The organism is Coprobacillus cateniformis (assembly GCF_009767585.1).
Lineage (GTDB): Bacteria > Bacillota_I > Bacilli_A > Erysipelotrichales > Coprobacillaceae > Coprobacillus > Coprobacillus cateniformis.
Window position 1 is genome coordinate 1884880 of sequence record NZ_WSNW01000001.1, and the last position, 23693, is coordinate 1908572.

Sequence of the window (23693 nt, forward strand, 5' to 3'; positions counted from 1 at the left end):
TAATTAAAATATTTGAATTAAATAAAATAAAAAAGTGTAGCAATAATCACAGAAACCAAAACATCACTAATAAAGTGAACACCTGCAAGAATGCGGCATATACTCATTATCATAGCCACAATAAGCGCAAATATACCTAAATAGATATTCACATGAAAGCATACCAAAGCAATAATCACTGCACTTACAGTATGACGACTAGGAAAAGACTCACCATGTTTATGCCTTACTAAAGGTTTAATATCCATTGTCTCATAAGGACGAGGACGATTCACAATTTTCCTGAATACTGTTACAACAAGAAAAGCAGCAAAGGGTTTCCATATCGTTTCAAAGAGGAAAGGACTCTTTGAAATAAATAAATACAAGAGAACACAAGGATAGAGAATAAAAGTAATCATTGGAAAATAGCGAGTAATCGCAATGATTGTTCTTTGTAAAAAAGCTGATTTACGTATATATTGTAACATTGCAACATAGAATTTTTCCATAATCCCACCCTTTCTTTCTTATTATAACCAAAACGACAGATGATGACAAATAGAAATCACTTGTATTTTAGAGTGTTTTTAGATAAAATGTATAGGAAGTTAAGGAGTGATAATTTATGGCATTAACAGCCGGTATTGTAGGATTACCAAACGTAGGAAAATCAACATTATTTAATGCAATTACAAACGCACAAGTGGAAGCTGCAAACTATCCATTTGCAACTATTGATCCAAATGTAGGTGTTGTTGAAGTTCCTGATCATCGTTTAGAAGAATTAACAAAGATTTGTAAGCCTAAAAAGACAGTTCCAACAACATTTGAATTTACAGATATTGCTGGACTTGTTAAAGGAGCATCACGAGGAGAAGGTTTAGGAAATAAGTTTTTAGCGAATATTAGAGAAACAGATGCTATTTGTGAAGTTGTTCGTTGTTTCCGAGATAAAGACATTACACATGTTGATGGTGATGTAGATCCAATTAGAGATGTTGAAACAATTAATTTAGAATTAATCTTTGCAGATTTAGAAACTGTTGAAAAAAGAATAGGTAAGATTGAAAAGAAAGCAAAATCAGGAGATAAAGAATCAAAGGCAGAATTAGATATTTTAGTTCCCCTTAAAGACATTCTAGAAGCTGGAAAACCGGCACGCACTATGGAATATAGTAAAGATGAAATGGATATTGTTAAGCAATTTACATTGTTAACAATGAAACCTTTAATCTATGTTGCAAATTTAGGTGAAGAAGATTTAGAAAATCCAGATGCCAATCCATATTATGTAGAGTTGAAAGATTATGCATCAAAAGAAGGATGCGATGTTGTTCCAATTTGTGCAAAAATTGAAAGTGAATTGGTAGGGCTGGATAAAGAAGAAAAAGATATGTTTTTACAAGATCTTGGAATTGATGAAAGTGGTTTAGATAAGTTAATTAAAGAAGCTTATGCATTGTTAGGTTTAAATACATTCTTTACTGTAGGTGTAGATGAGGTTCGTGCATGGACATTCAAACAGGGCATGTTAGCACCTGAAATGGCTGGTGTTATTCATACAGATTTCCAAAAAGGATTCATTAAGGCTGAAACTTATGCTTATGATGATTTGATAAAATATGGTAGTGAACAAGCTTTAAGAGAAGCAGGAAAAATTCGTCAAGAAGGTAAACAATATGTAGGGAAAGATGGAGACATTATGTTCTTCAAGTTTAATGTTTAATGAAAGAAAAAATACGAAAAGTTATTCTTGTTATTAGTGTTTGTGTCTTTGTTTTTTCTGCTTTTCAATTAGGTAAGATTTTCTATGATTATTATATGATAGAAAAAGAAACAAATGATATTGTTGATACTTATGTAGAAGAACCTCAAGATGATAAAGATCCCCTTCATAGAGTTATTCATTTTAAAGAATTACAAAAAAACAATAGTGATGTTATTGGCTGGTTATATATTCCTGATACAAAGATAGATGAACCTATTTTAAAAGGAAAAGATAATGACAGTTATCTTTATACTGATATATATAAGAAAAGCAATAAAGCTGGGGCTATTTTTATAGATAAAATCAATGAAAAAGATTTTAAAGATGATAATACAATTATTTATGGCCATAATATGAAAAATGGTTCTCGTTTTCATGATTTAAGATATTTTGTAGAGAATGATTATTTTCAGGAACATTCATTGATCTATATATACTTACCTGATGGAACTGTTAATATTTATGATGCATTTGCTTCTACAATTATTGATGCAAATAGTGATTTATATGCTAAAGGAATCAATTATAAAAAATATATAGAAAGTATTCAGGATGTTGCTAAAGTGTATAAAGAAGTGAGTGATAAAGAAGCTCCTTTAGCAATGCTAAGTACATGCTATAATGGCACTGACAATCGTTATGTTGTCTATGGAAGATTAAAAGAAAATGTAAAGACTGATGTTTCTGTGTCAAGAGTGGGAGGCAAGTAATTAAATTGGTTTTTACTCACTTTTGGGTAAAAGGAATATCTGAACAGTACAAAAAACTGTACTGTTTTTTTCTGGATATCTATTTCTTATATTTGGGTATTTTGATATAATAGATATATAGGATGGTGTTATTCATGAAATATAATGAAATTGATTTAAATGAAAAGTTGTTTGGTGATGACTTTATTGTCTATGACTGGAAAGAAGATACCGATAAAATAATTATCTATGTCAAGGCGACTTCTCATGATGATGTATGTCCTGTTTGTGGTGCTCCTACATATACACTTCATAATACTTATCACAGAGTCATACAGACTTACCCTATTCGAGGCAAAAAAACTTGTTTGGATGTCATTACCTATAAGTACAACTGTACGAATATTGAATGTGATAGGAAGGTCATTATGCAGAATCTCCCATTCGTGACTTCCTATCAAAGAAGAACCGATGAACTTAACTGCCTGATATTGGCTGTTTCCATGTTTGTGAGCAATGAAGGTGCAAGCAAAGTATTAGGACTGCTAGGGGTAACAATCAGTAATGATTCCATCAAAAGAGTACTGGATAAGATTGTCATTGAAGATCATTATGATGTTGAGCAGGTAGGTATTGATGATGTGGCTATAAGAAAGGGACAAACATATGCAACTGCAGTCTATGATATGGAGGAACATCATCTGATTGCACTTCTTGATGGAAGAGACAAGGAAACGGTAACAAAATGGCTAGAAAGTCATAAGAAGATAAAAATAGCGACTCGTGACAGAGCCAGTGCCTACGCTTCTGCAATTAATGAGATTCTGCCAGAATGTATACAGATAGCTAACCGTTTTCATCTTCTTCAGAACCTTATTGATAGAATGAAAGAAATATTCAAGGAAGAAATACCAGAAATGATATTCATAAAAGATGGAAAAATCATGGATGAGATGCCAAAAAAAGAAGCAGTACTGAAAATTGCTCCTAGTTCTGATGAACTGAATAAATTGAATTATGATAACAGTGAACCAGTTGATGAAAGCGGAAATATCATAGACTTTGATAAAAGCTGTACTGACAAGAATGATAAGTCCCATCAAAGACATGCAGAAAGCCATAAAAAAACAAAGATTAATTAGAGATATACAGAGAAGATGAACCGACCTGAATAAAAAGAGATACAAGACAATAATGGTTGAATTTGAAGTGTCGCAGCTAACTGTCAAGAAATATATTCAAAGGAGATCAAATGTTAAGATGTCAAATGCCACAGTCAGCGATATTAGATTCTATCCTGATAGAGAAATAGATAAAGTTATGACAGCGAAACTAGCATCGTGTGATTATATTCATGATCATCTTAATATTATTGTGATTGGAGCAACAGGTGCCGGAAAAACATTTTACGTCTCTGCCCTGGGCAATGAAGCATACAAGAAAGCAATCAATGTTAGATATATAAGACTTCCTGATCTGCTGTATGATTTAGATCAGGCAAGAAATAAAGATAACTATAAAAAGAAGCTAAGAGCATTGTCAAGAATTGAACTGCTTATCATTGATGAATTTTTATTGACACCAACAACGACTGCTCAGCAGTCAGATATACTGGAATTACTTGAATTGAGATATAATACTCATTCAACAATATTTGCATCACAGTTTCTGCCACAGGGATGGCATTAGAATTTAGGTGGTGGTGCAGTAGCCGATGTCATTCTCGATAGAATAATTGCAAACTCCTATCTGATTCATATAAAAGGCTCTAAATCGATGAGAGTAAGAGAAAATGAGTAATTAGAATATTTAAAGATAATCATAGTGCATATTCGCCCATGATTTAAACTAATTACAAAAAAAGAGAATTCAAAATCATTGTATTAACTAATGAAATTTGAATCCTCACTTTTATATACTTGAAAACAAATTTAAACATTCTTTTTCAATGAAATATAATTTTGTCACTTTAATTAACACACTATCATCATTTGATTAACATAGTGCATGCAATAGACTGAAATATTCATAGGAAATGTTATGTCCCATTTTTAATGAATAATATTGATTTTAATTTATCAGATTTATTAAAAAGATAAAAACAGTACAATTGCTTGTACTGTTCAGATATTCCTTTTACCCAAAAACGAGTAAGAACCAATTATTTTCCTATCCAGTTTTAGTATAGAACAAAGACTGGTGAATTATTCTTATTTAATTCATTTTTATTTCGTTTTAGTAGGTTCACTAGAATTTTTTTTAAAAAAACCTATTAACAGAATAATTATACCAACAATTTCCATAAAAAGTCCTAAAAACATATACATATTTGCATCGGTTGTATAACCAACTATATAGTTGCAAATAGAGAAGAGTAAAATTCCAATCCCTAAAAGCAATATTTTTATTTGTTCCATAATTTAGCTCACCTTGTGTCCGTCATATCTGTATCGTACAGAGTATGTTTCCTCATTTTGGGTTGTCCATCCAAAACTCATACCAATACTTGGTCCTGATCCAGAAAAAGAAACAGATGGAGTTCCAGTTACTACACTATGACCATATCCAAATTTAAGGTAAACTTCATAAATTGTATTGGATACAACTGCATCTAATACTAGCTTTCCAGATCCATAATATGTCCAATATGACATACCACTTCCCATATTATACCCCATATCGAATTGGATTTTTGCAGCTCTATATTCGTGAATAGGATTCCATTTATAAGTAGTGTCTTTCATATTTGGTGCTCCACCTGTGGATTTATATTTTACAGTAAGAAATGATGATGATTTATTGATTGCGACATTTACAGGACTTCCATTAGAACCAGTTGCTGACCAAGTTGCTGCTAAAAGATCATCTTGGATAAAAATTGGACATGATGACCATCTAAATGAATAATTAAATGTGTATTTAGATTTAGATGCTATTGCACTTCCTAATACTAGATTAAGGGTCGCTCCACGGATTTCTTTAATTATTTCATCTTCGTTTATATTTTTTTTGCTTAAACTAACTCTTAATTGTTTAATATCGTTATCACTATAACCCATATCTTTTAATTGTTCATTACTAAGTTTTGCTCTTTCTTGTAGTTCGCTAATTAAATCAAAATTTTTAATATATTTTATTTGATCAGGAGTCATTCCTTTTGAAATTAATTCCTCATTTGTTTGAGATTTTAATTCCTTGAAATATTCTAATTCTGATATTTCATACTCTAGTAACTCTTCATTGGTTTTTGCATTTACTGATGAGATAGGACTTATCATTAAACAAATAGTACAAACAATACTTAAATATTTTCCTAATTTTTTCATTTGTGATCCCTATATATCAATATGAAATATTGATATAATACCTTTCCCTAACTATTAGAAGATAGTATTAAATTGTATTTCAGCTCCTCTCCATACATCATTTATCTCTATATATAAACTATATCAAATTTTCTTGTTTTTTAAAAGTACTTTTTATTAAAAAGTACTTTTAAAAATATAATTTCTCTATCTGTATAGAGAAATTTATTAAAAAATTAAAGATTAAAGTTTACTGTATATGATTTATTATTAGCAATACCTGTTGTTGTAATTACTCGTCCTTTTGCAATAACCCTATATGTCTTGTTAGAATTCAAAAATTGCCCAGAATAACTACTCATTTCAAAAAACATTATACTACTTACTCGTGATACAGTAACGATTGGTTTATAACTTGTATCGAATTTAGAACCACTATATTTATATTTTAATGTCATTTTATTATTTCCATTAAAGAACAACATTGTTTTTGATCCAATAGTAGAACGTGAATTAATCCATATTTTTGTATTAATAACATTCTCTGATGTATATACTAATTCATCAATCAATGATTTTTTAAATGATCCAATATCTTGTGTAGTAATAAACTTAATATACTGTTTATAATTTGAGCTAAATTTTTCTTTTAGTTCACTATTGAGAAAATCATTTTCATCTAAAATATAGTAGTTTGTATTATATTTTTGATTGATTTTTTCAATTTCTTGAGTATAGAGATTAAGTTCACATTTGTATTCTCTTGAGTATGCACTTACATAATTGAGATTAAATAAAATGGAAATAAATAGAAAAGCTATAGTAATAATTTTTTTCATATCTTATCCTCCTGGTTGACTACATTATTTAATAATTTTATATAATTTACAAATTCTTCTCTCCCTTTTTCAGTTAAACTGTAAGTGGTTTGAGGTTTGTTATTGACAAATTCCTTATTTGTTAATATAAAGCCTTCACTCAATAATTTTTTTGTATGCGTTGCCATATTACCATCACTACAGTTGCATACTTCTTTTAATTCATTATAGGTAAGGCTTGAAATATATAAACTAGATATCATTTGCACTCTAATTATTGATTCAAATACTTTAGAATAATTTATGATTTTATTTTTCATTATTAATATTACTCTTTCTTTTTTATAACAATAATTGATATTAATAAAGAGAGAATTTCAATGATTCTATATGATTGAATATTATTTAATATCATAAAAAGGTTTGTTTGAATCAAACTAGCATCTATTAAATTCAAATAAATTGATAAATAATAAAACGAAAAGCCACAATATATTATATACATTATAATCAATACTGAAATACCTTTATATTTGAAATAAGAATATAAATACAATAAAAATACTATATTAATAATTCCAGATATTGGAAATGATTGATAAAAAGAAATCATTGTTTCAGCATTCAAAAGAGAGGAAAAACTTGAAAGGCAATTATCCAAACAAAAAAATATAGGAAAGATTAGCCATATTTTCAAATACCTTCTTTCTTTTACTGAAATTTCAGATTTTAACACACAAAATAATAATAGAGTAGGAATAGCAATACAAATTATTATCCTATACACATTATATATGGTGTAAAATGAGGAATAATTGTATAGTTCATAATACATATTTATTTTATCAATACAAAAAAAAGATAGAATACTTAAAAAATATAGTATAAACCAATATTTTAGTATTTTTATAATACCAAAAGTAGGCTGATATGAATCTTTAATATATTTTGTATCATTCATAGTTTGTTCAATGATATTTAAATATTTTTTATATTCATCCATAGATTAACATTACTCCTTTTTTAGTAAACTTTTTATTGTAAATATTATAATATAATAATTCTTATTTTTCTATAATAAAATAAGAATCTTGATATCATTATGTATATGAAATATTAAGTTTATATATTTTTTACTATTACTTATAAATTAGAATCCACCATTTGTGCTCTTAAATAAACGCTTGTTATGAGTGTACTGCGAATAATATAAACCATCAATAGTTAGTTTTTTACTTATAAATAAAATAATATAGAAGCTTGGGAATTACCTGTAGAAGTAGATTTACAATTAGTTATATTTGTTACAAAAATAGTGTTCCACCATCCTTCTCTTCATATACTATTTTTGATGATTCTATCAAAACCAGTTATTTTCTTCTTGATAAGTGTTATCACTAATTCACCATTATTATATAAGTAGAATATTTTTTTTGTTTTCACTATTTAAATTATAGTTAAATGTTTTAAATTTCTCTTTTTTAGCAAAAATGTCATTAACGTTTATAAGAAATATTGATACAATAACTGCCTTTGTAATTATTCTTTTAATCATTTTATTCTTCACACATAGTATGTACGTAATTAGAAAGTAAAGAATTTATTCATTTACTCATGATTGCATATTCTCATTTTCAGATAATATAGTTTGTTTTGAATCAAGTGTTCATTCTTTCTCCTTGTGATTACTCCATATTTATATTCACAACGACTTATTCTTTTTGATTAAGATGGTATTTTATACCTGAATGAGTTTGATATAGCAATGTTCCTACACTTGTCTCCGTATTTACAAGGCAGTGTTTATCTTGATTTAGAGGTGTAATTTAAAACAGATTTACATTCAGAAAAGAAGTCCATTAGAGTTAATAGGTGGAACGAATTCACAGAAATGTCATATATGTGGATAAATTAATGAGGGAATCAAAGACCTAAACATAAGAGAGTGAGCCAAAATACGAAATATTGCATAATTGTGATATTAATGTAGTAATAAATATCAAAAAAGTAACTAATATAATAATATCATAAAAAAACAATGGGGTAGGAAACAGTCTATGTAGTATTCTTGCAAGTTACACTTAACATAAAAATGTGATTACATGAAACATAGAGATTGAAGATAACATGTTTTGCTAATGAGTAGTGTTATAAAATAGGTATTGCTATCTATGCATTAGGTTAGATAAGAAAATATAAAAATTTTATGTTCAACAGCGAAGATTATTAATTTTTTAGATACTTGTGATTCCATTATTATGATTCAATGTGTATTAGTAATCTTAGAGAAATTTCATTGTATATCAAGTATAAGTGCAATGTTTGCATTTAAGGTGAGTTTTATGTTTATAATTATAGGATTTTTCATGTATTTAGAAAAAATCATATAAAATAAAAAGATGTTTTGTTCATTGAGGAATAGAAACATTCTTTGTTGAAGAAAATTTTCGGAAGAGACAAATCGTTATGAAATTGATTAAATATAAGAAATGGTGTTAATAATTTCAAAGAGAGTTCATATGATAGAAAGGAAAAGAGGTGTAGTATGCTCACACAATTTCATGAGAAAGCGCAAAAAGCAATTGTCATTGCAGAGAGTATTGCTTTTGATTTAGGACATAGTAGTGTAGGAAGTGAACATCTTCTCTTATCTCTTTTGAAGATAAAAGATTGTCCTTTTTCTAAGATATTAAAGACGTATCATGTTGATGATGAAATGATATATGAGGATGTTGTAAGGTTGTTTGGTGAAAAAGATATTCAACCTTTTTATATGGAGTACAGTGAAGTCGTAAAGAAGATTTTAGAAGATGCTATGAGTATGAGTGAAGCGAAAAAAGAAAGTAAAGTTTCTTTGAATACTTTATCAATTGCTATGTTACTACAAAAAGAAAGTGTAGCAGTAGAATTACTCAACAAATATCATGTTCCCTTTGATGAAATCAAAAAGGAACTTAGTGAAGAAAAATCTTTACTCCATGAATTAGATCTCATTCATGAATTAACGAATTTTAATCATCTTGTTCAAAAACAAGAAAGATTAATGATTGGAAGAGACAAGGAGTTAGAACAACTTTTTTTAACTCTTTGTAAGAAAGAAAAAAATAATGCTTTACTTATTGGTAAAGCGGGTGTTGGTAAAACAGCTTTAGTTGAAAAACTTGCATTAAAGATTAATAGTCATGAAGTTCCTGCTATTTTAAAGGATAAAGTTATTTATGAATTAAGTTTATCAAGTATTGTTGCAGGCACAAAATATCGTGGTGAATTTGAAGAAAAATTCAAGAAGATTATTGATAAAGTAATACAGGCTAAGGATGCTATCTTATTTATTGATGAGATTCATAATTTGATTGGTGCAGGTGGAGCTGAAGGAGCTATTGATGCTTCTAATATTCTCAAGCCGTACTTAGCAAGAAAAGATTTAACGATTATTGGAGCAACAACGATTGAAGAATACTACAAGTATTTTGAAAAAGATCAGGCCATGAATCGGAGATTTGCAGTTATTAAATTAAATGAAAATTCTAAAGAGGAAACAAGACGTATCTTATTAGGATTAAAAGCTCAGTATGAAAATTATCATCAAGTTCAAATCAGTGAACAAAATATAGATGATGTTATTGAGTTATGTGATCAATATTTAATTCAACGTGTTTTTCCTGATAAAGCTTTAGATGTATTAGACTTGTCATGTGTCAAAGCTCTTTTCTTAAAAGAAAAAAGTTTACAGAAAAAACATATTGAAAAAGTTATAGAAGAGATGACAGGAATGTCACTGACAACTTCTTTTTCATACCAAAATCTTGAAGAACAAATGAAACAAGAAATTATTGGACAGGATAAAGCGATTCATACAATTGTTGAATCATTAGAATCATTATTTCAATATCCTCATCCTCAAAAACCAAGTGGAATATATTTGTTGGTAGGCGGAAGTGGAATTGGTAAAACACAAACTGCTAAGTCTTTAGCAAAATTATTAAATCGTAATTTTGTAAAATTAGATATGTCTGAATATAGTGAACCAAGTAGTGTCTCTAAAATCATTGGGTCTCCACCTGGATATGTAGGATATGATGACCATTCATCAGTTTTGCACGAAATCATCTTAAAACCTAATACAATTTTGTTATTAGATGAAATAGAAAAAGCTCATCCTACTGTGATGAACTTATTTTTACAGGTCTTTGATGAGGGTGTAATAAAAGACAATCATCATCATAAGATTTCATTTAAAGATAGTTTAATTATAATGACATCAAATGTTTCCTCTCATAATCAACCAAGTGTAGGGTTTAAGAAGAAGACATTCTCACAAGAAAGTCTTAAAGATGTCTTTTCTCAAGAATTTATGAATCGTATTGATGAGATTGTTCCTTATCAGATGTTAAAGAAAAAAGATTTAAAAGAAATCTTAAAAAAGAATGCACCTGTTGAGTTATCTGATGAAATGATTCATGATATCTTGCTTGATTATGATACAACTTTAGGTGCCAGACATCTGCTTTCAAAGATGAAGAAGTATCTTGTATCAAATAGTCGTTAAACAATACTCTTCTATGATTTGAAAACGTTGTGTGTCTATTAAGATTAAATAAATTTTAAATGATAAATGTTGAAGTTGAAGGGAAGCCATTTTATAGTAAATGTCTCTTTGGCTAGTTTTAAAAACAATAGTATAAGTTTTAATAGAGACATCTTGGAGTTTTGTGATTTTGAAAATAGCTTTCGCAAGAGTATCCTGAATGTCTTCCTGTTTGGTTAAAAGAGAATCTATCTGGTCAACAACCATGATATTTTGAGGTTCTCTTTTTTTTGTTGCTTTGATAGCAAATTGTAATTTTTCACCATTGGGATTTATGTGACTATATAGATTTTGGATAAACCATCCCTGTATATATAAATAATTTCCATAAAGAAAAGCAGTCTGATTTTCAAAGAAAGGTTGACTTTGGATATCTTGTAAGATTTCAACTTCACTTTTTTGAAGATAATAAGCGAGTTTAGAAATTAAATTTTTTGATGGTGAAACTGTTATACCATTTTCAATTCTCACAATTGTGGCTGCTGAAATACCCAGTTGTTTTGCAAATTCACGTTTGGAAAGATTATGTTGTTTTCTGATATTCTTCATGTATTGGTCTAGACTCATATTTTCACCTTCTTTTCAATTATATGATATATTTTACTTTTTTGCAATGAATGAGTTGCAAAAATGAAACACAAGTGATAAACTGAAAATGTGTTACAAAAATGTATTGAATTATAAACAAAAATGAAACGGAGGGATGACGATGAGCCAATATATACTAGAAGCCAAAAAACTGACTAAGATATATGGGATACATAGTCAAAATGAATTTGAGGCATTACATGCACTTGATTTTCAGGTAGAACCAGGTGAGTTTATATGTATCATGGGACCGAGTGGGAGCGGAAAGTCAACATTTATTAATAATATTTCAACTATTGATATTCCAACCAAAGGGAGTGTTCGTATCCAAGGGGTAGACGTAAGAGAAATGTCCGCTCAAGAAATAGGACGTTTCCGATATCAAAATTTAGGATTTGTTTTTCAGGATTTTAATCTGCTAGATACTCATACACTGTTTGAAAATATCTCAATGCCATTATCACTTGCCAAGATATCTAAAGAAGATATTTTTGAGCGTGTCCATGATATGGCTAAGAATATGGGGATAGAACATTTATTAAAGAAGTATCCTTATGAATGTTCAGGAGGACAAAGACAACGTGCAGCTATATGTAGAGCATTAATTGCGCAGCCAAAAATAATTATTGCTGATGAACCAACAGGAAACTTAGATAGTGTCAACTCTCATGAGCTTTTAATGACATTGAAAAGTTTAAATGAACAAGATGGAGTGACTATTATTATGGTTTCACATGATCCTATGATTGCTTCTTATTCTTCGCGATTTGTTTACATTAAAGATGGACATATTGCTGAAACGCTTCAACGCCAAGAATTATCTCAAGATGAATACTTCCAGAAAATTGTAGATATCAATTCATTAGAATCAAGAAAGTTATTTGAGAAGCATCATGATTAAACTTGCATGGCGTGGTATTCATGAGAATTTTTCAAGGTCATTATTTTATTGGATAACTTTTGTTTTAACGACAATGTTTATTTTTATTTTTTTTAATGTCGCTTGTTCTGAAGCAGTTGGAATGACTTTTATCAATAGTAGAAATGATGTCATTACGTATTTATGTGTCTTTGTCATGACAATATGTATGATTGTTATCTTTTTTGCAAATGATTTCTATGTGAAGAAAAAGTCGAAACAAATGGCTATACGTTTGGTTAGTGGCGCAACATTTTTACAAATTACAGGATATTTACTTTCATCAACATTGTTTATTTTTTTCTGTGCTGTACCAATTGGTATTGCTTTGGCAATATTATCTATGATGTTTATTAATAATTTTATATTAGATATGTTACAAATCACAACAATTTTGAGTTTTAATCAACAGGGTATTCTTGTGACGATTGTTATTCTTTTATTTGTTGTGATATGGTGTACAATTCTCAATGTTGGATATGCATATCGAAGTTCAATACGAAATCTCTTGGTAGGAGATGTTATGGTCGATGGCTTAAAACCTGCCTTTCCTTTTCATTTTGATATCAAATTTACAAAATATCTCTATTCAATCATGTTTTTATTACCTATTTGTTTGTTTTATATCTATGGAAATGAACCAACAGCAATGATTCTTTTCTCTGTTATAGGAATGATTGGTCTTTATGGTTTGTGGAGTAAAATGCTGGTTCCATTTTTAGATCAATACATTATGAATCATATTGATTATTCAGAAAAAACAGTTTACATTGGTTTTATGAGAAGAGATCTTGTTTTCATGAAGAAGAATTTGATTCTTTTTATCATGAGTACAATTCTTATAATTACATTGCTCGTTTCCAATTTATCTGATTCTATGACTGTTGTTTTATGTTTTGTATCTTATGTTGTTATTCATTGTTTATTATCATTAACAGTAGTTTTTAGATTTTTAGTAGAAATACTTGGAAGAAAGAATGTTTTTTTAACATTATCTCGGATTGGTTATGAACGAAAACCTCTTCTTTCTATTATTAGAAAAGAAGTTATTGTTTTTTTTGGAATATTGATGGCTGTTTGTTTGATTTATATTGGAAATATATTGTTTTCACTATATATTCATAATCTGATGAAATTTGATTTTATTATAATGTTGATAACTTTTTTTGTTGGACCATTATTGATATGTGGATGTATTGTCTTTTTTACATATCAAAAAAATATTCTTTAGAATTTAGATAAGGTAATATTTATTATTTTGGCTATCTTTTTAAGAAATGGGATTGTATAATATAAAAAAGGTGGGTGGAATATATGTATAGTGTCATTATTTTATGTGCTGGAAAAGGCACAAGAACAGGTTTAGATTATAATAAAATGCTTTATGAGTTTAATGGAAAAACAGTTTATGAAATGACTTTGGAGAATTTTATTCATGATTCAAAATGTGGTCAAATTATTGTTGTTACACAGCCTTTTGAAAGAAAACTGTTTGAGAGACTATCAAAAGATTCACGTATTGAATTTGCTGATGGAGGACAGGAAAGACAAGATAGTGTGTATGAAGGATTGAAGAAGACAAAAGGTGATTATGTTCTTATACATGATGGGGCAAGACCATTTGTAAAAAGAAAACATATTGATGCTTTATTAGAATGTTTAAAAGTGCACAGTGCCTGTTTACTTATGGTTCCTTGTAAAGATACAATTAAAAAAGTTGTCAATGGGAAAGTTGTTGAGACTTTAAAGCGTTCTGAATTAATGCAGGCGCAAACGCCTCAAGCTTTTCATAGAGATGTGATTGTTGATGCATATTCACAAGGAATTCTAGAAGAATATCAAGCAACTGATGATGCTCAAATGGTTGAAAAATTTAGTGATGTTAAGGTATATGCCATTGTTAGTGATTATGAAAATATAAAAATTACCACTCCTGAGGACTTAAGAGATATTTAATGAATATGATTAAAGGGGTGATGTTGTGAAGAAAAATACAAAACATAGTTTTTTAGTCATTGTTGTTTTGCTATGTGTATGTTTTATTGTTTACTTTTTGTTTCCTAGACCAACATGTTCATTATCCTCTTTAGATAAACGAGCAGTTTGGTTTTCTTATTCTGATCTAGCTAAGTTTTCATATGAATCAAGAGATGCTTTTATAGAAGATTTCTCAGAAGCATTAAGGGTTGTAGATAACTATAAAAATAATACAATTATTGTTCAGGTCAGGCCATTTGCTGATGCATTATATCAATCTAAAATTTATCCAATATCAAAAGTCATTTGTCATCGCTCTTCATTGTCTTTTGACCCTCTAGAAGAAATGATTAAATTAGCACATAAAAAAGGGATATCAATTGAAGCTTGGATAAATCCCTATCGTATATCTTTAAATAAAAATACTTATCAAAATTTCATGGAATTGTCATCAAAAAAATCATGGTTAGAAGATACCAAACAAAGTATTGGGTATGCAACGTATAAATATATATTTAATCCTGAAAGTCAGGACGTTAGAGATTATATAGTTGCTGGTGTGAAAGAGATTGTTGAAAACTATGAAGTAGATGGTATTCATTTTGATGATTACTTTTATATTGAAGGTACACATGGTGAAACGACACAAGGGCAACGTATGGATAACGTAAACATGCTTATACAAGATGTCTATCAAAGTATTAAGTCTATTAATTCAAATATTGTTTTTGGTATTAGCCCACAAGGAAATTATGAGAATTGTGTTAATGAAGGGGCAGATGTAGATACATGGCTCAAGGAAGATGGATATGTTGATTATATAATGCCTCAGGTTTACTGGAGTGATCAGTATGGACCAGATGGAAAAACAAGGATGTTTACAGATCGTATTGAACTGTATGCTGGATTAAAACGTCAAAAGACGGTTATGTTATATGCAGGATTGGCACTCTATCAATCTGGAGAAGAATTGGATTTGGATAAAGGCTGGACTTTGTCATCATCAAATATATCTGAACAAGTTCAAATATTGTCTAATAATGGATATAAAGGTTATAGTTTGTTTAATTATTCATCTTTATTAAAAGAAGATGGGGAAAAAGAAATGAGAGAACTTTTAAGGGCTCATCCATATAATTAAAGATTGACAATTATTTGATTTCTGTTATGATTACGTAGAGCCGACATAAAACTTATTTCGCCCAAATTGGGTGTCGAGAAATAAGTGGATGTTTGAAAAGAAGACGATTCGTCTTCTTTTCTTTTACAATGAGTTTAAAAATATTTGCCACGCATCTTCATGATCTACAAAATATTTTGGGCATATTTTTCCTGTAACATCATAATGCCTAATGACGTCTTCTTTATCTAAATCATAAGTATCCATTAATGATCTCACAAGTTTTTGAAGTGACTGATATGTTTCTTGGTTGAACTTTCCAGATTCATCAGGGTGGCAAGTCTCAATTGAAATTGTATCTTTATTGCGATTATTAGAAGCATATGCAATTTCATTTAATGGAATACATTGAATAATTTCTCCTTTTAAACCAACAATAAAGTGACTTGAAACAGATGTTGTATGTTTGTCTTTGAGAGCTTCAAAATAATTTCTATTTCCTTTTGCAGTTGATCCAGGATTCCCTGTATAATGAATAACAATTCCTTTAACTCTTCCTAATGATTTTCCACTTCTTGAATAAGGGTTGACTGTTAAGAAATCATGTTGAATAGATAATCCATCTGCAGTATATGTTTCTATATCATTATGATTGTATATGAATTTATAATAGCCAAATCCTAATCCACAGAATAAGATAAGAACTATACAAAAAATAACACCCTTTTTTAAACGTTTTCTCTTTCTTGCCATTGATTTCACCCCATTTGTTGTATTCTTATTATGACATAATATCAAATAAATGTATTAACAAATGTGTAATAAGTTTTTAAGAAATTATTAATATTTTGTAGAATAATGGCAATTTAACATGATTTCAATTCACTGAGTTGTTTTTTCATTTCAGAAATACCTTTTTCCTGACTGGTAATAATTGCTTCAAGAATGGGGATGAGTTGTGGACAGATACAATGCTCTAAAGCATTCTTTGATAATCTCACAGCCCCCTCATGATGAGGAATCATTTCATTCATAAAACTTATGTTAATATCATTGTTTGTTGGTGCATTTTGCATGCTTTCAAACATTGTCCATGTGATACTATTATACTTATTAAAGTATGAATTAATCTGGTCTTGAGAATTGTGTAGTGATAAACAGCAATTTTGAATATCTTGCATATTTCTGATACTTTGAGTTTGTTCTTTTATGATATTTTGTGCAATGTTTTGAAGAGGAATATTTGTTGTGTACATCAAAAGGTTTCTTGACATATGAATAGCAGCTCTATGGTGGGGTATCATTTGATTAATAAAATCTGATGAGAGACTACATGAAAGAGATGCATTGGTCATGTCAGCAATCATTTGATTGAGTATTTCATAAAAGCAGATAAGATATTGTTGGGTATTATCGCTATATTGTTGACAGTTCATAAAGACCTCCTTTCATGATAAAATATGAAAAAGGTTCAAGAGTGTGAAAGGAGATGTAAATGAATGAAAATTGGAATTATATCTGATACACACAATGTTCTAAGAAATGATGTCTTAGAAGAATTGCAGACATGTGATTATATTTTGCATGCAGGTGATATTATGAAGGAAGAGATTTTAGAAAAGTTAAAGAAAACTGCTCCTCTCATTGTTGTTAAAGGTAATAATGATTATCTTATGCTCAATGAGGAAGAGTACTTTACATTAGCAGGTTATCGTTTCTATATGGTTCATCAGATTGGTGAAAAGAAAGATGTGGACTTTTATATCTATGGTCATTCTCATCGATATGAATGTTATATTCAAAATGGTGTTCAATACTTAAATCCTGGGAGTTGTGGACGTAAACGTTTTTCTTTACCTTTAACATATATAATATTAATATTAAATCCGAATGGTTATGAAATTATTCAAAAAGATGTTCAATAAAAACGGTTCAATAAAAACTTGAATTTCAGTGATAAAATCGTTGTATTTTTAATTCTATTGTGCTATAATGCATGAGCATGTAAAAATATTTACTGCCTGTCTGTATGAAAGTGTGCAGACCATTAGACCATAGGAGGAGGTAAAAAGATGAACAAATATGAAATTATGTTTATTGTAAAACCAGACGTTGAAGAAGATGCAAGAAACGCTATTATTGAAAACTTCAAAAAAGTATTAACAAATACTGAAGGAACTGTAGATAATGTAAACGAATGGGGATTACGTGACTTAGCTTACGAAATCAAAGATTATACAAAAGGATATTATGTTGTTTTAGATACAACAACAACTCCTGCAAATATTGCTGAGTTCGAACGTTTATCACGTATTAATGCAAACATGTTACGTCATTTAACTCTTAGAAGAGATTAAGAAGGTGTAATATATGATTAATCGTGTCGTACTCGTTGGAAGAATGACAAGGGATCCTGAGTTAAGAAGAACAAATACGGGAGCAGCAGTGACAAGTTTCACATTAGCATTAAACCGTAATTACAATTCAGCTGATGGACAGCAAGCTGATTATATCAATTGTGTTGTTTGGAATAAAGGCGCTGAAAATGTTGAAAGATATTGTTCAAAAGGATCATTAGTTGGTGTTGAAGGTCGACTACGTTCTCGTAGTTATGACAATGCACAAGGGCAAAAGGTTTATGTTGTTGAAGTTGTCTGTGACAGTGTACAGTTTTTAGAAACAAAAGCTGCCAGAGAAAAAGCTCAGCAACAGCAACCTCAAGTAGAACAAGATAACTTCTATGATATGAAAACAGTGGATTTAGAAAAAGATTTCGATAATTCATTTAATTCATTTGATATTATGGAAGATGATATTCAATTTTAAGGAGGAATAGACTTATGGCATTCAAAAGACAAAGAATGGGTAGAAAGAAAGTTTGCTTTTTTACAAAAAATAAGATTGATTACATCGATTATAAAGATGTTGAATTATTAAAAAGATTCGTTTCTGCAAATGGAAAAATCATTCCTAGACGTGTAACTGGAACAAGCGCTAAATACCAAAGACAATTAGCTGCAGCTATTAAACGTGCTAGACAAATGGCATTATTACCATACGTTGGTGAATAATTAGGACTTAAACTCTTGAGAAATCAGGAGTTTTTTCTTTTCTTATCATAATTAATATTTTAAAGATGGACATGAAGGATAAAATATTTCATTTTATTCCTTATAAATATGATATAATAGGCTATATTTTTTAGGATGGAAAGGAGTTACTATGGGAAAGACAAATACGAAAAAGATGGTTCAAGGAGCCATGATAGCAGCTATGTTTGGAGTGTTATCACTCTTAAATACATATACTGGAAGTATGTTTGATGTTTTTATATGTTATGTTATGGTTATTCCACTGGTTTGGTATGGTTATACTTATACTTTAAAAGATAATATTGTGGTTTCTTTTGTTGCAATGGTTGTTATTGCAATGGTAGGGTTACCATTTTTTGTGATTTCATCTATTTCTTCTTGCTTGGCTGGTTTATTTATAGGCGAAGCACTGAAAAGAAAAGTAAAGAAAGAAACAATTTTAATGGGAACATTGTTAGTGACTTTCCTTAATAATATTTTACTCTATGAAGTTTTTTCAGGTCTTCTAGGTATGAATCTAGTAGCTGAGATGAGAGAGATGTATCAGATGTTAATAGAAATAATGCCATCATTAGCAAGCCAGTTGACTGTTGAAACTGTGATATTAATGATTCCTATTGTTTTAATTATCATGTCAGTTTTAGAAATGTATGTAATTATCTTGCTGTGTCAGATTGTTTTATCTAGATTTAAGATAAAATTTCCAGGTTCGTTTCATATTGCTATGCTACATTTTGGTTATAAAACAGGAGTTTTTTTAGCTATTATTATGTTTGGCTCTTATCTGCTCAAAAGTTTTACTGATATAGAAAGTGTGTATTTATCATATGCATATACATTAACAACACTGGCTTTTGCGGTAGAGGGATTGGCTTTTTTTACATGGCTAACAATTTTAAAGAAAAAGCCAAAGTTAATGATATTGGTATTTATAGGGATTTTTATCCCATTGGTAAATACATTCTATGTTATTGTGGGAATCGTAGATATATTTAGTGATTTAAGAGGGAATTTATTGTATAATGGTCATGATAATAATTAAGGAGGGATATTTATGATAAGAAAGATTGCACAGTTGAGAAATCTTATTATAATACTTCTCGTAGCTGAATGTATTTTATTATTTGGGTTATATCTTTTGCTTGATAGTTCTTTATTATTTGCTTTTTCAGTCTATGCATTGATTAAAAATATTATTTTGTTCTTTGTGTTATCTTATATAACTTATTTGGTTGATACAAATAGTATGAGTGTATCTGAGGCGTTGGATGTTGATGCTAAAAATGCTTTTATATTTGGTGGTTTAGGTTTGATTCAATATGATGAAACAAGAAATGTTGTATGGACAAGTGATTTGTTTAAAGAAATGAATATTAATATTGTTGGTGTAAAACTTTTAGAATGGCAGCCACATCTTGCTTCATTGTTTGAAGATGAGGATATTAAGATTGTTGATATTAAAGGTAAGAAGTTTGAAGCATATAATAGTCAAGAAACAAAGTTAATTTATTTAAAAGATGTGACTCAGTTTTTGTCATTGCAACAAGATTATCTTGATCAGCAGGTTTGTATGGCTTATATTACTATTGATAATTATGAGGAAACGTTAGAAAATGCTGATGAACCAAAAATGGCTTTGATACAATCAAAGTCAAGACAAGTTATTGTTGATTGGGCTTATTCCAATGGGATTATTATCCGTAGATTTAAGTCTGGAGGATATTTGGCATTTTTTAATGAAAGAATTTATCGTAAACAAGTTGAAAATAAATTTGCTATTTTAGATACATTTAAAGAGATGTCAAAAGAATTAGATGAAGTTATGACTTTAAGTATTGGAATTGGTCGTGATTCTAGAGTTTTAAGGGAACTTGATGATATGGCCTCAAATGCTTTGAATTTGACTTATTCTCGTGGAGGAGATCAAGTTGCTGTGAAATCAGGAGATGATAATGTTAAATTCTTTGGCGGTAATAGTGATACTTTTGAAAAAAGCAGTAAGGTACGTGCTAGAGTTATTGCGCAATCATTGGCTGGTTTAATTAAAAATTCGAGTCATGTACTGGTAATGGGGCATAAGAATTCAGATTTGGATTCGTTTGGAGCATCATTGGGGGTCGCTAAGATTGCTATTGCATATGGAAAGAAAGCGAACATTGTGGTCGATTTTGAATCTATTGAGAAGAAAACAAAAGATGTTGCAACAATGATTAAGAATCATGATAAATATAAAGGAATGATTATTTCCTATACAGAGGCAATGGAGCATATTAATAAGAATACATTATTAATTGTAGTAGATAATCATAAACCAAGTTTGGCTATCTCAAATGCACTATTAGAACGTGTGAGAAATAAGGTGATTATTGATCATCATCGACGTGGTGAAGAATTCATTGAAGCACCGGTTCTTACTTATCTGGAGCCAGCCGCATCTAGTACAGTTGAACTTGTTGTTGAATTGTGTGATTATCAAAATGTAGAATTAAATATCAATGAATTGGATGCAACAATAATGTATGCAGGTATGCTAGTTGATACAAATAACTTTAAACAAAGAGTGGGTGTGCGTACATTTCAGTCAGCTGCTTATTTAAAGGAATTACAGGCAAATATGACATTGGCTTATGAATTCTTAGAAGATTCTTATGAAGAAACGTTGCAAAGATTATCAATTACTCAAACTGCTTATCGGTATAATCCATATATATTGATTGCTTGTGCCCATGAGAATGAAGAGTATACGCGTACAATGTTAGCAAAAGCAAGTAATTCATTGTTAGAAGTGAGTACGATTAAGGCGACATTTACAATTGGACGAATATCTAAAACAATGGTTGCAATAAGTGCGAGAAGTACACGTGATATTAACGTCCAGATTATTATGGAAAATATGGGTGGTGGTGGCCATTTTAGTATGGCTGCAGCTCAGTTTGAAAATCGAAGTATAGAAGATGTTCGTCTTTTATTAGAAGAAAAAATTAAAGAATATTTAGATGATAGAGGTGAAGTGTGATGAAAGTTATTTTAACTCAAGATGTAAAGAAAGTGGGAAAGAAAGGTGATATTGTTAATGTTGCTGATGGATATGGTCAAAACTTTTTAATTAAGAATAAACTTGCAGTTTTGGCTACAGAGCATGGGAAAGAGATTGTTGCTCACAATAAGGAACAAGAACGTTTGCAAGATTTAGAAAATAAGAAGAAAGCTGAAGAATTAAAGGAAACATTAGAAAACATTACTTTAGAATTTGCTTTGTCTTCAGGGAAAGATGGAAAAACATTTGGAAGTGTGTCTACAAAAAATGTTGCAGAAGAATTATTGAAAACACATGATATTAAAATTGATAAAAGAAAGTTTATTAATGCAAGACCTATTCAAGCTTTGGGATATACAAATCTTAAGATTGAACTTTATAAAGATGTCATTGCGACAATCAAAGTACACTTAAAAGAAAAATAAGGAGGTAAACAGATGGCAAGAGAATATCCACATGATATAGAAGCTGAAAGATCATTGCTTGGATCTATGCTTATTTCTATAGATGCATGTCATGAAATATTAAGTTTGGCGACAAAAGAAGATTTTTATTTAGACAGCCATCGTATCCTTTTTGATGCTATGCAATCCATTGATCATCAAAATAATCCAGTTGATGTGACAACTTTAACATCATATTTGATGGATAAAAAGTTATTAGATAAAATTGGAGGCGTAGAGTATTTATTACAATTAAGTGAATCAGTTCCAACAACAGCACATAGTCAATATTATTTAAAGATATTAAATGAAAAATCATTACTCAGAAAACTTATTCAACAATCTACACAGATTATTGAAAACGCATATGGTGAAGTTGAGAATATTAATGATTTTATTGGAGAATCAGAAAAGAATTTCTTAAGTGTAACACGAGATCGTAATGCGGGTGAATTTAAAGATGTTAAGACTGTTATTCAAAATGTTACTGATCGCTTGGTTATGTTGCAAAAAGCAGATGGGGAGATTTCTGGTGTGAAGACAGGTTATTATGACTTGGATAAATTAACTTCTGGATTTCAAAAGGGTGACTTGATTATTCTTGCTGCTCGTCCCTCTGTAGGAAAGACTGCCTTTGCGTTAAATGTTGCTTATAATGTTGCTTATAAAGCTGATGAGGCTGTTGCGGTCTTTTCATTGGAAATGCCCGCTGAACAGTTAATACAACGTGTTATCTGTTCAGCAGGGAGCCTAAAAGCGGAGTCGTTACGTTCGGGTGCTATTTTGAAAGAAAGCAATGAAAGATATTATGCTGCTGCCGACAAAGTTTCTAAGTGCAATCTTTATATAGATGATACACCGGGAATTAGAGTGGGTGAAATTGCAGCTAAGTGCCGTCGACTTCATCGTGAACATGGATTAAAGATGATTATTATTGATTACCTACAATTAATTTCTGGACCTGCAAACAGCAAGGAGTCACGCCAGCAGGAGGTCTCAGATATTTCTCGTCAATTAAAAATGATTGCCAGAGAATTGAGTGTACCAGTTATTGCTTTAAGTCAGTTATCACGTTCAGTTGAAAAACGTGACAATAAGCGACCTGTTTTATCTGACTTAAGAGAGTCTGGAGCAATTGAACAAGATGCTGATATTGTTTCGTTTATTCACCGTGAAGATTATCAAGATCCTAAGAAAGAGGCTGAGACACAAGGGGCTACTGATATAATTATTGCTAAACACCGTAATGGGGCATTGGCGGATATTCGTTTGGTATTCTTGAAACAGTATAGTAAGTTTGCTAATCCGGCTAGAGGGGACCAACAAGTGAATCCGCTAGAGGCAATTAAAGATGTCAGAACTTGATG

The 23693-nt window shown here is 29.9% G+C and carries 26 protein-coding genes; 17 read left to right on the plus strand and 9 right to left on the minus strand.

What is annotated here, in order from left to right; translation table 11 throughout:
* Positions 1 to 17: 17 nt before the first annotated feature.
* A complete protein-coding gene (locus GQF29_RS09410) occupies positions 18 to 491 on the minus strand; it encodes a phosphatase PAP2 family protein (RefSeq protein ID WP_054690067.1) in 474 nt (157 codons plus the stop codon).
* A 116-nt stretch (positions 492 to 607) separates the two neighbouring features.
* Here GQF29_RS09410 and ychF point away from each other — a divergent pair, with 116 nt between their 5' ends.
* The 4 genes from ychF to GQF29_RS09430 all read left to right on the plus strand — a co-directional run bounded on the left by ychF (position 608) and on the right by GQF29_RS09430 (position 4128).
* Positions 608 to 1708 carry a redox-regulated ATPase YchF gene (gene ychF / locus GQF29_RS09415; RefSeq protein ID WP_008790661.1) on the plus strand — a complete coding sequence of 367 codons (1101 nt, stop codon included), beginning with the start codon at positions 608 to 610 and terminating at the stop codon, positions 1706 to 1708.
* Positions 1708 to 2460: a class B sortase gene (gene srtB / locus GQF29_RS09420; RefSeq protein ID WP_008790660.1), complete on the plus strand. Its 753-nt coding sequence runs from the start codon at positions 1708 to 1710 to the stop codon at positions 2458 to 2460. Before ychF ends, srtB begins: the two co-directional genes overlap by 1 nt.
* A 134-nt stretch (positions 2461 to 2594) precedes the next feature.
* Positions 2595 to 3581: an ISL3 family transposase gene (locus GQF29_RS09425; protein ID WP_017143977.1), complete on the plus strand. Its 987-nt coding sequence runs from the start codon at positions 2595 to 2597 to the stop codon at positions 3579 to 3581.
* Between the two features lie 52 nt (positions 3582 to 3633).
* Positions 3634 to 4128 (plus strand): ATP-binding protein, encoded by a 495-nt coding sequence (locus GQF29_RS09430; RefSeq protein WP_008790658.1) that lies wholly within the window; start codon positions 3634 to 3636, stop codon positions 4126 to 4128.
* 536 nt (positions 4129 to 4664) lie between these two features.
* Here the strand turns inward: GQF29_RS09430 and GQF29_RS09435 are convergent.
* The 5 genes from GQF29_RS09435 to GQF29_RS09455 form a co-directional block, all read right to left on the minus strand.
* Entirely contained in the window at positions 4665 to 4856 is a 192-nt protein-coding gene (locus tag GQF29_RS09435; RefSeq protein ID WP_017143975.1) for a hypothetical protein, read from the minus strand.
* Positions 4857 to 4859: 3 nt separating this feature from the next.
* The gene (locus GQF29_RS09440) at positions 4860 to 5765 is read right to left on the minus strand and encodes a hypothetical protein (RefSeq protein ID WP_008790657.1); all 906 of its coding nucleotides are present in this window, start codon (positions 5763 to 5765) and stop codon (positions 4860 to 4862) included.
* Positions 5766 to 5980: 215 nt separating this feature from the next.
* The gene (locus tag GQF29_RS09445) at positions 5981 to 6583 is read right to left on the minus strand and encodes a hypothetical protein (RefSeq protein ID WP_008790656.1); all 603 of its coding nucleotides are present in this window, start codon (positions 6581 to 6583) and stop codon (positions 5981 to 5983) included.
* Entirely contained in the window at positions 6580 to 6882 is a 303-nt protein-coding gene (locus GQF29_RS09450) for a transcriptional regulator (protein WP_008790655.1), read from the minus strand. The genes GQF29_RS09445 and GQF29_RS09450 overlap by 4 nt, the downstream gene beginning before the upstream one ends.
* An 8-nt stretch (positions 6883 to 6890) precedes the next feature.
* Positions 6891 to 7565: a hypothetical protein gene (locus GQF29_RS09455; RefSeq protein ID WP_008790654.1), complete on the minus strand. Its 675-nt coding sequence runs from the start codon at positions 7563 to 7565 to the stop codon at positions 6891 to 6893.
* A gap of 1542 nt (positions 7566 to 9107) precedes the next feature.
* Here GQF29_RS09455 and GQF29_RS09460 point away from each other — a divergent pair.
* Complete coding sequence (locus GQF29_RS09460) at positions 9108 to 11111, plus strand: AAA family ATPase (RefSeq protein ID WP_054690356.1); 2004 nt, start codon at positions 9108 to 9110, stop codon at positions 11109 to 11111.
* Here GQF29_RS09460 and GQF29_RS09465 read toward each other — a convergent pair.
* On the minus strand, positions 11097 to 11717 hold the full coding sequence (locus tag GQF29_RS09465) for a helix-turn-helix domain-containing protein (RefSeq protein ID WP_008790650.1): 621 nt from the start codon (positions 11715 to 11717) through the stop codon (positions 11097 to 11099). The genes GQF29_RS09460 and GQF29_RS09465 overlap by 15 nt on opposite strands.
* 142 nt (positions 11718 to 11859) lie before the next feature.
* Here GQF29_RS09465 and GQF29_RS09470 point away from each other — a divergent pair, with 142 nt between their 5' ends.
* The 4 genes from GQF29_RS09470 to GQF29_RS09485 all read left to right on the plus strand — a co-directional run bounded on the left by GQF29_RS09470 (position 11860) and on the right by GQF29_RS09485 (position 15775).
* Complete coding sequence (locus GQF29_RS09470; protein WP_017143972.1) at positions 11860 to 12639, plus strand: ABC transporter ATP-binding protein; 780 nt, start codon at positions 11860 to 11862, stop codon at positions 12637 to 12639.
* Positions 12632 to 13888, plus strand: a complete 1257-nt coding sequence (locus GQF29_RS09475) for an FtsX-like permease family protein (RefSeq protein ID WP_054690351.1) — start codon at positions 12632 to 12634, stop codon at positions 13886 to 13888. The genes GQF29_RS09470 and GQF29_RS09475 overlap by 8 nt, the downstream gene beginning before the upstream one ends.
* An 83-nt stretch (positions 13889 to 13971) precedes the next feature.
* Positions 13972 to 14613 carry a 2-C-methyl-D-erythritol 4-phosphate cytidylyltransferase gene (gene ispD, locus GQF29_RS09480; protein ID WP_008790647.1) on the plus strand — a complete coding sequence of 214 codons (642 nt, stop codon included), beginning with the start codon at positions 13972 to 13974 and terminating at the stop codon, positions 14611 to 14613.
* Between the two features lie 25 nt (positions 14614 to 14638).
* The gene (locus tag GQF29_RS09485; protein ID WP_117598960.1) at positions 14639 to 15775 is read left to right on the plus strand and encodes a glycoside hydrolase family 10-like protein; all 1137 of its coding nucleotides are present in this window, start codon (positions 14639 to 14641) and stop codon (positions 15773 to 15775) included.
* A gap of 123 nt (positions 15776 to 15898) precedes the next feature.
* On the opposite strand, the gene GQF29_RS09490 is transcribed toward GQF29_RS09485, so the two are convergent.
* Together GQF29_RS09490 and GQF29_RS09495 are read right to left on the minus strand one after the other, a co-directional pair.
* The gene (locus tag GQF29_RS09490; RefSeq protein ID WP_008790645.1) at positions 15899 to 16507 is read right to left on the minus strand and encodes a peptidoglycan recognition protein family protein; all 609 of its coding nucleotides are present in this window, start codon (positions 16505 to 16507) and stop codon (positions 15899 to 15901) included.
* A gap of 113 nt (positions 16508 to 16620) precedes the next feature.
* Positions 16621 to 17190 carry a DUF305 domain-containing protein gene (locus GQF29_RS09495; RefSeq protein ID WP_008790644.1) on the minus strand — a complete coding sequence of 190 codons (570 nt, stop codon included), beginning with the start codon at positions 17188 to 17190 and terminating at the stop codon, positions 16621 to 16623.
* A gap of 63 nt (positions 17191 to 17253) precedes the next feature.
* Here GQF29_RS09495 and GQF29_RS09500 point away from each other — a divergent pair, with 63 nt between their 5' ends.
* From GQF29_RS09500 to dnaB, 8 genes are all read left to right on the plus strand, one after another.
* The gene (locus GQF29_RS09500) at positions 17254 to 17679 is read left to right on the plus strand and encodes a metallophosphoesterase family protein (RefSeq protein ID WP_008790643.1); all 426 of its coding nucleotides are present in this window, start codon (positions 17254 to 17256) and stop codon (positions 17677 to 17679) included.
* A gap of 147 nt (positions 17680 to 17826) precedes the next feature.
* Positions 17827 to 18111, plus strand: a complete 285-nt coding sequence (gene rpsF, locus GQF29_RS09505) for a 30S ribosomal protein S6 (RefSeq protein WP_008790642.1) — start codon at positions 17827 to 17829, stop codon at positions 18109 to 18111.
* A gap of 13 nt (positions 18112 to 18124) precedes the next feature.
* On the plus strand, positions 18125 to 18580 hold the full coding sequence (gene ssb / locus GQF29_RS09510; protein ID WP_008790641.1) for a single-stranded DNA-binding protein: 456 nt from the start codon (positions 18125 to 18127) through the stop codon (positions 18578 to 18580).
* Between the two features lie 14 nt (positions 18581 to 18594).
* Entirely contained in the window at positions 18595 to 18825 is a 231-nt protein-coding gene (rpsR, locus tag GQF29_RS09515) for a 30S ribosomal protein S18 (RefSeq protein WP_008790640.1), read from the plus strand.
* Between the two features lie 151 nt (positions 18826 to 18976).
* Positions 18977 to 19888, plus strand: coding sequence for a DUF2232 domain-containing protein (locus GQF29_RS09520; RefSeq protein ID WP_008790639.1), 912 nt, complete (start codon positions 18977 to 18979; stop codon positions 19886 to 19888).
* Between the two features lie 12 nt (positions 19889 to 19900).
* Positions 19901 to 21862 carry a GGDEF domain-containing protein gene (locus GQF29_RS09525; protein ID WP_117598958.1) on the plus strand — a complete coding sequence of 654 codons (1962 nt, stop codon included), beginning with the start codon at positions 19901 to 19903 and terminating at the stop codon, positions 21860 to 21862.
* Entirely contained in the window at positions 21862 to 22308 is a 447-nt protein-coding gene (rplI, locus tag GQF29_RS09530) for a 50S ribosomal protein L9 (RefSeq protein WP_008790637.1), read from the plus strand. The genes GQF29_RS09525 and rplI overlap by 1 nt, the downstream gene beginning before the upstream one ends.
* Positions 22309 to 22320: 12 nt before the next feature.
* On the plus strand, positions 22321 to 23691 hold the full coding sequence (gene dnaB, locus GQF29_RS09535; RefSeq protein WP_008790636.1) for a replicative DNA helicase: 1371 nt from the start codon (positions 22321 to 22323) through the stop codon (positions 23689 to 23691).
* Positions 23692 to 23693: the final 2 nt, after the last annotated feature.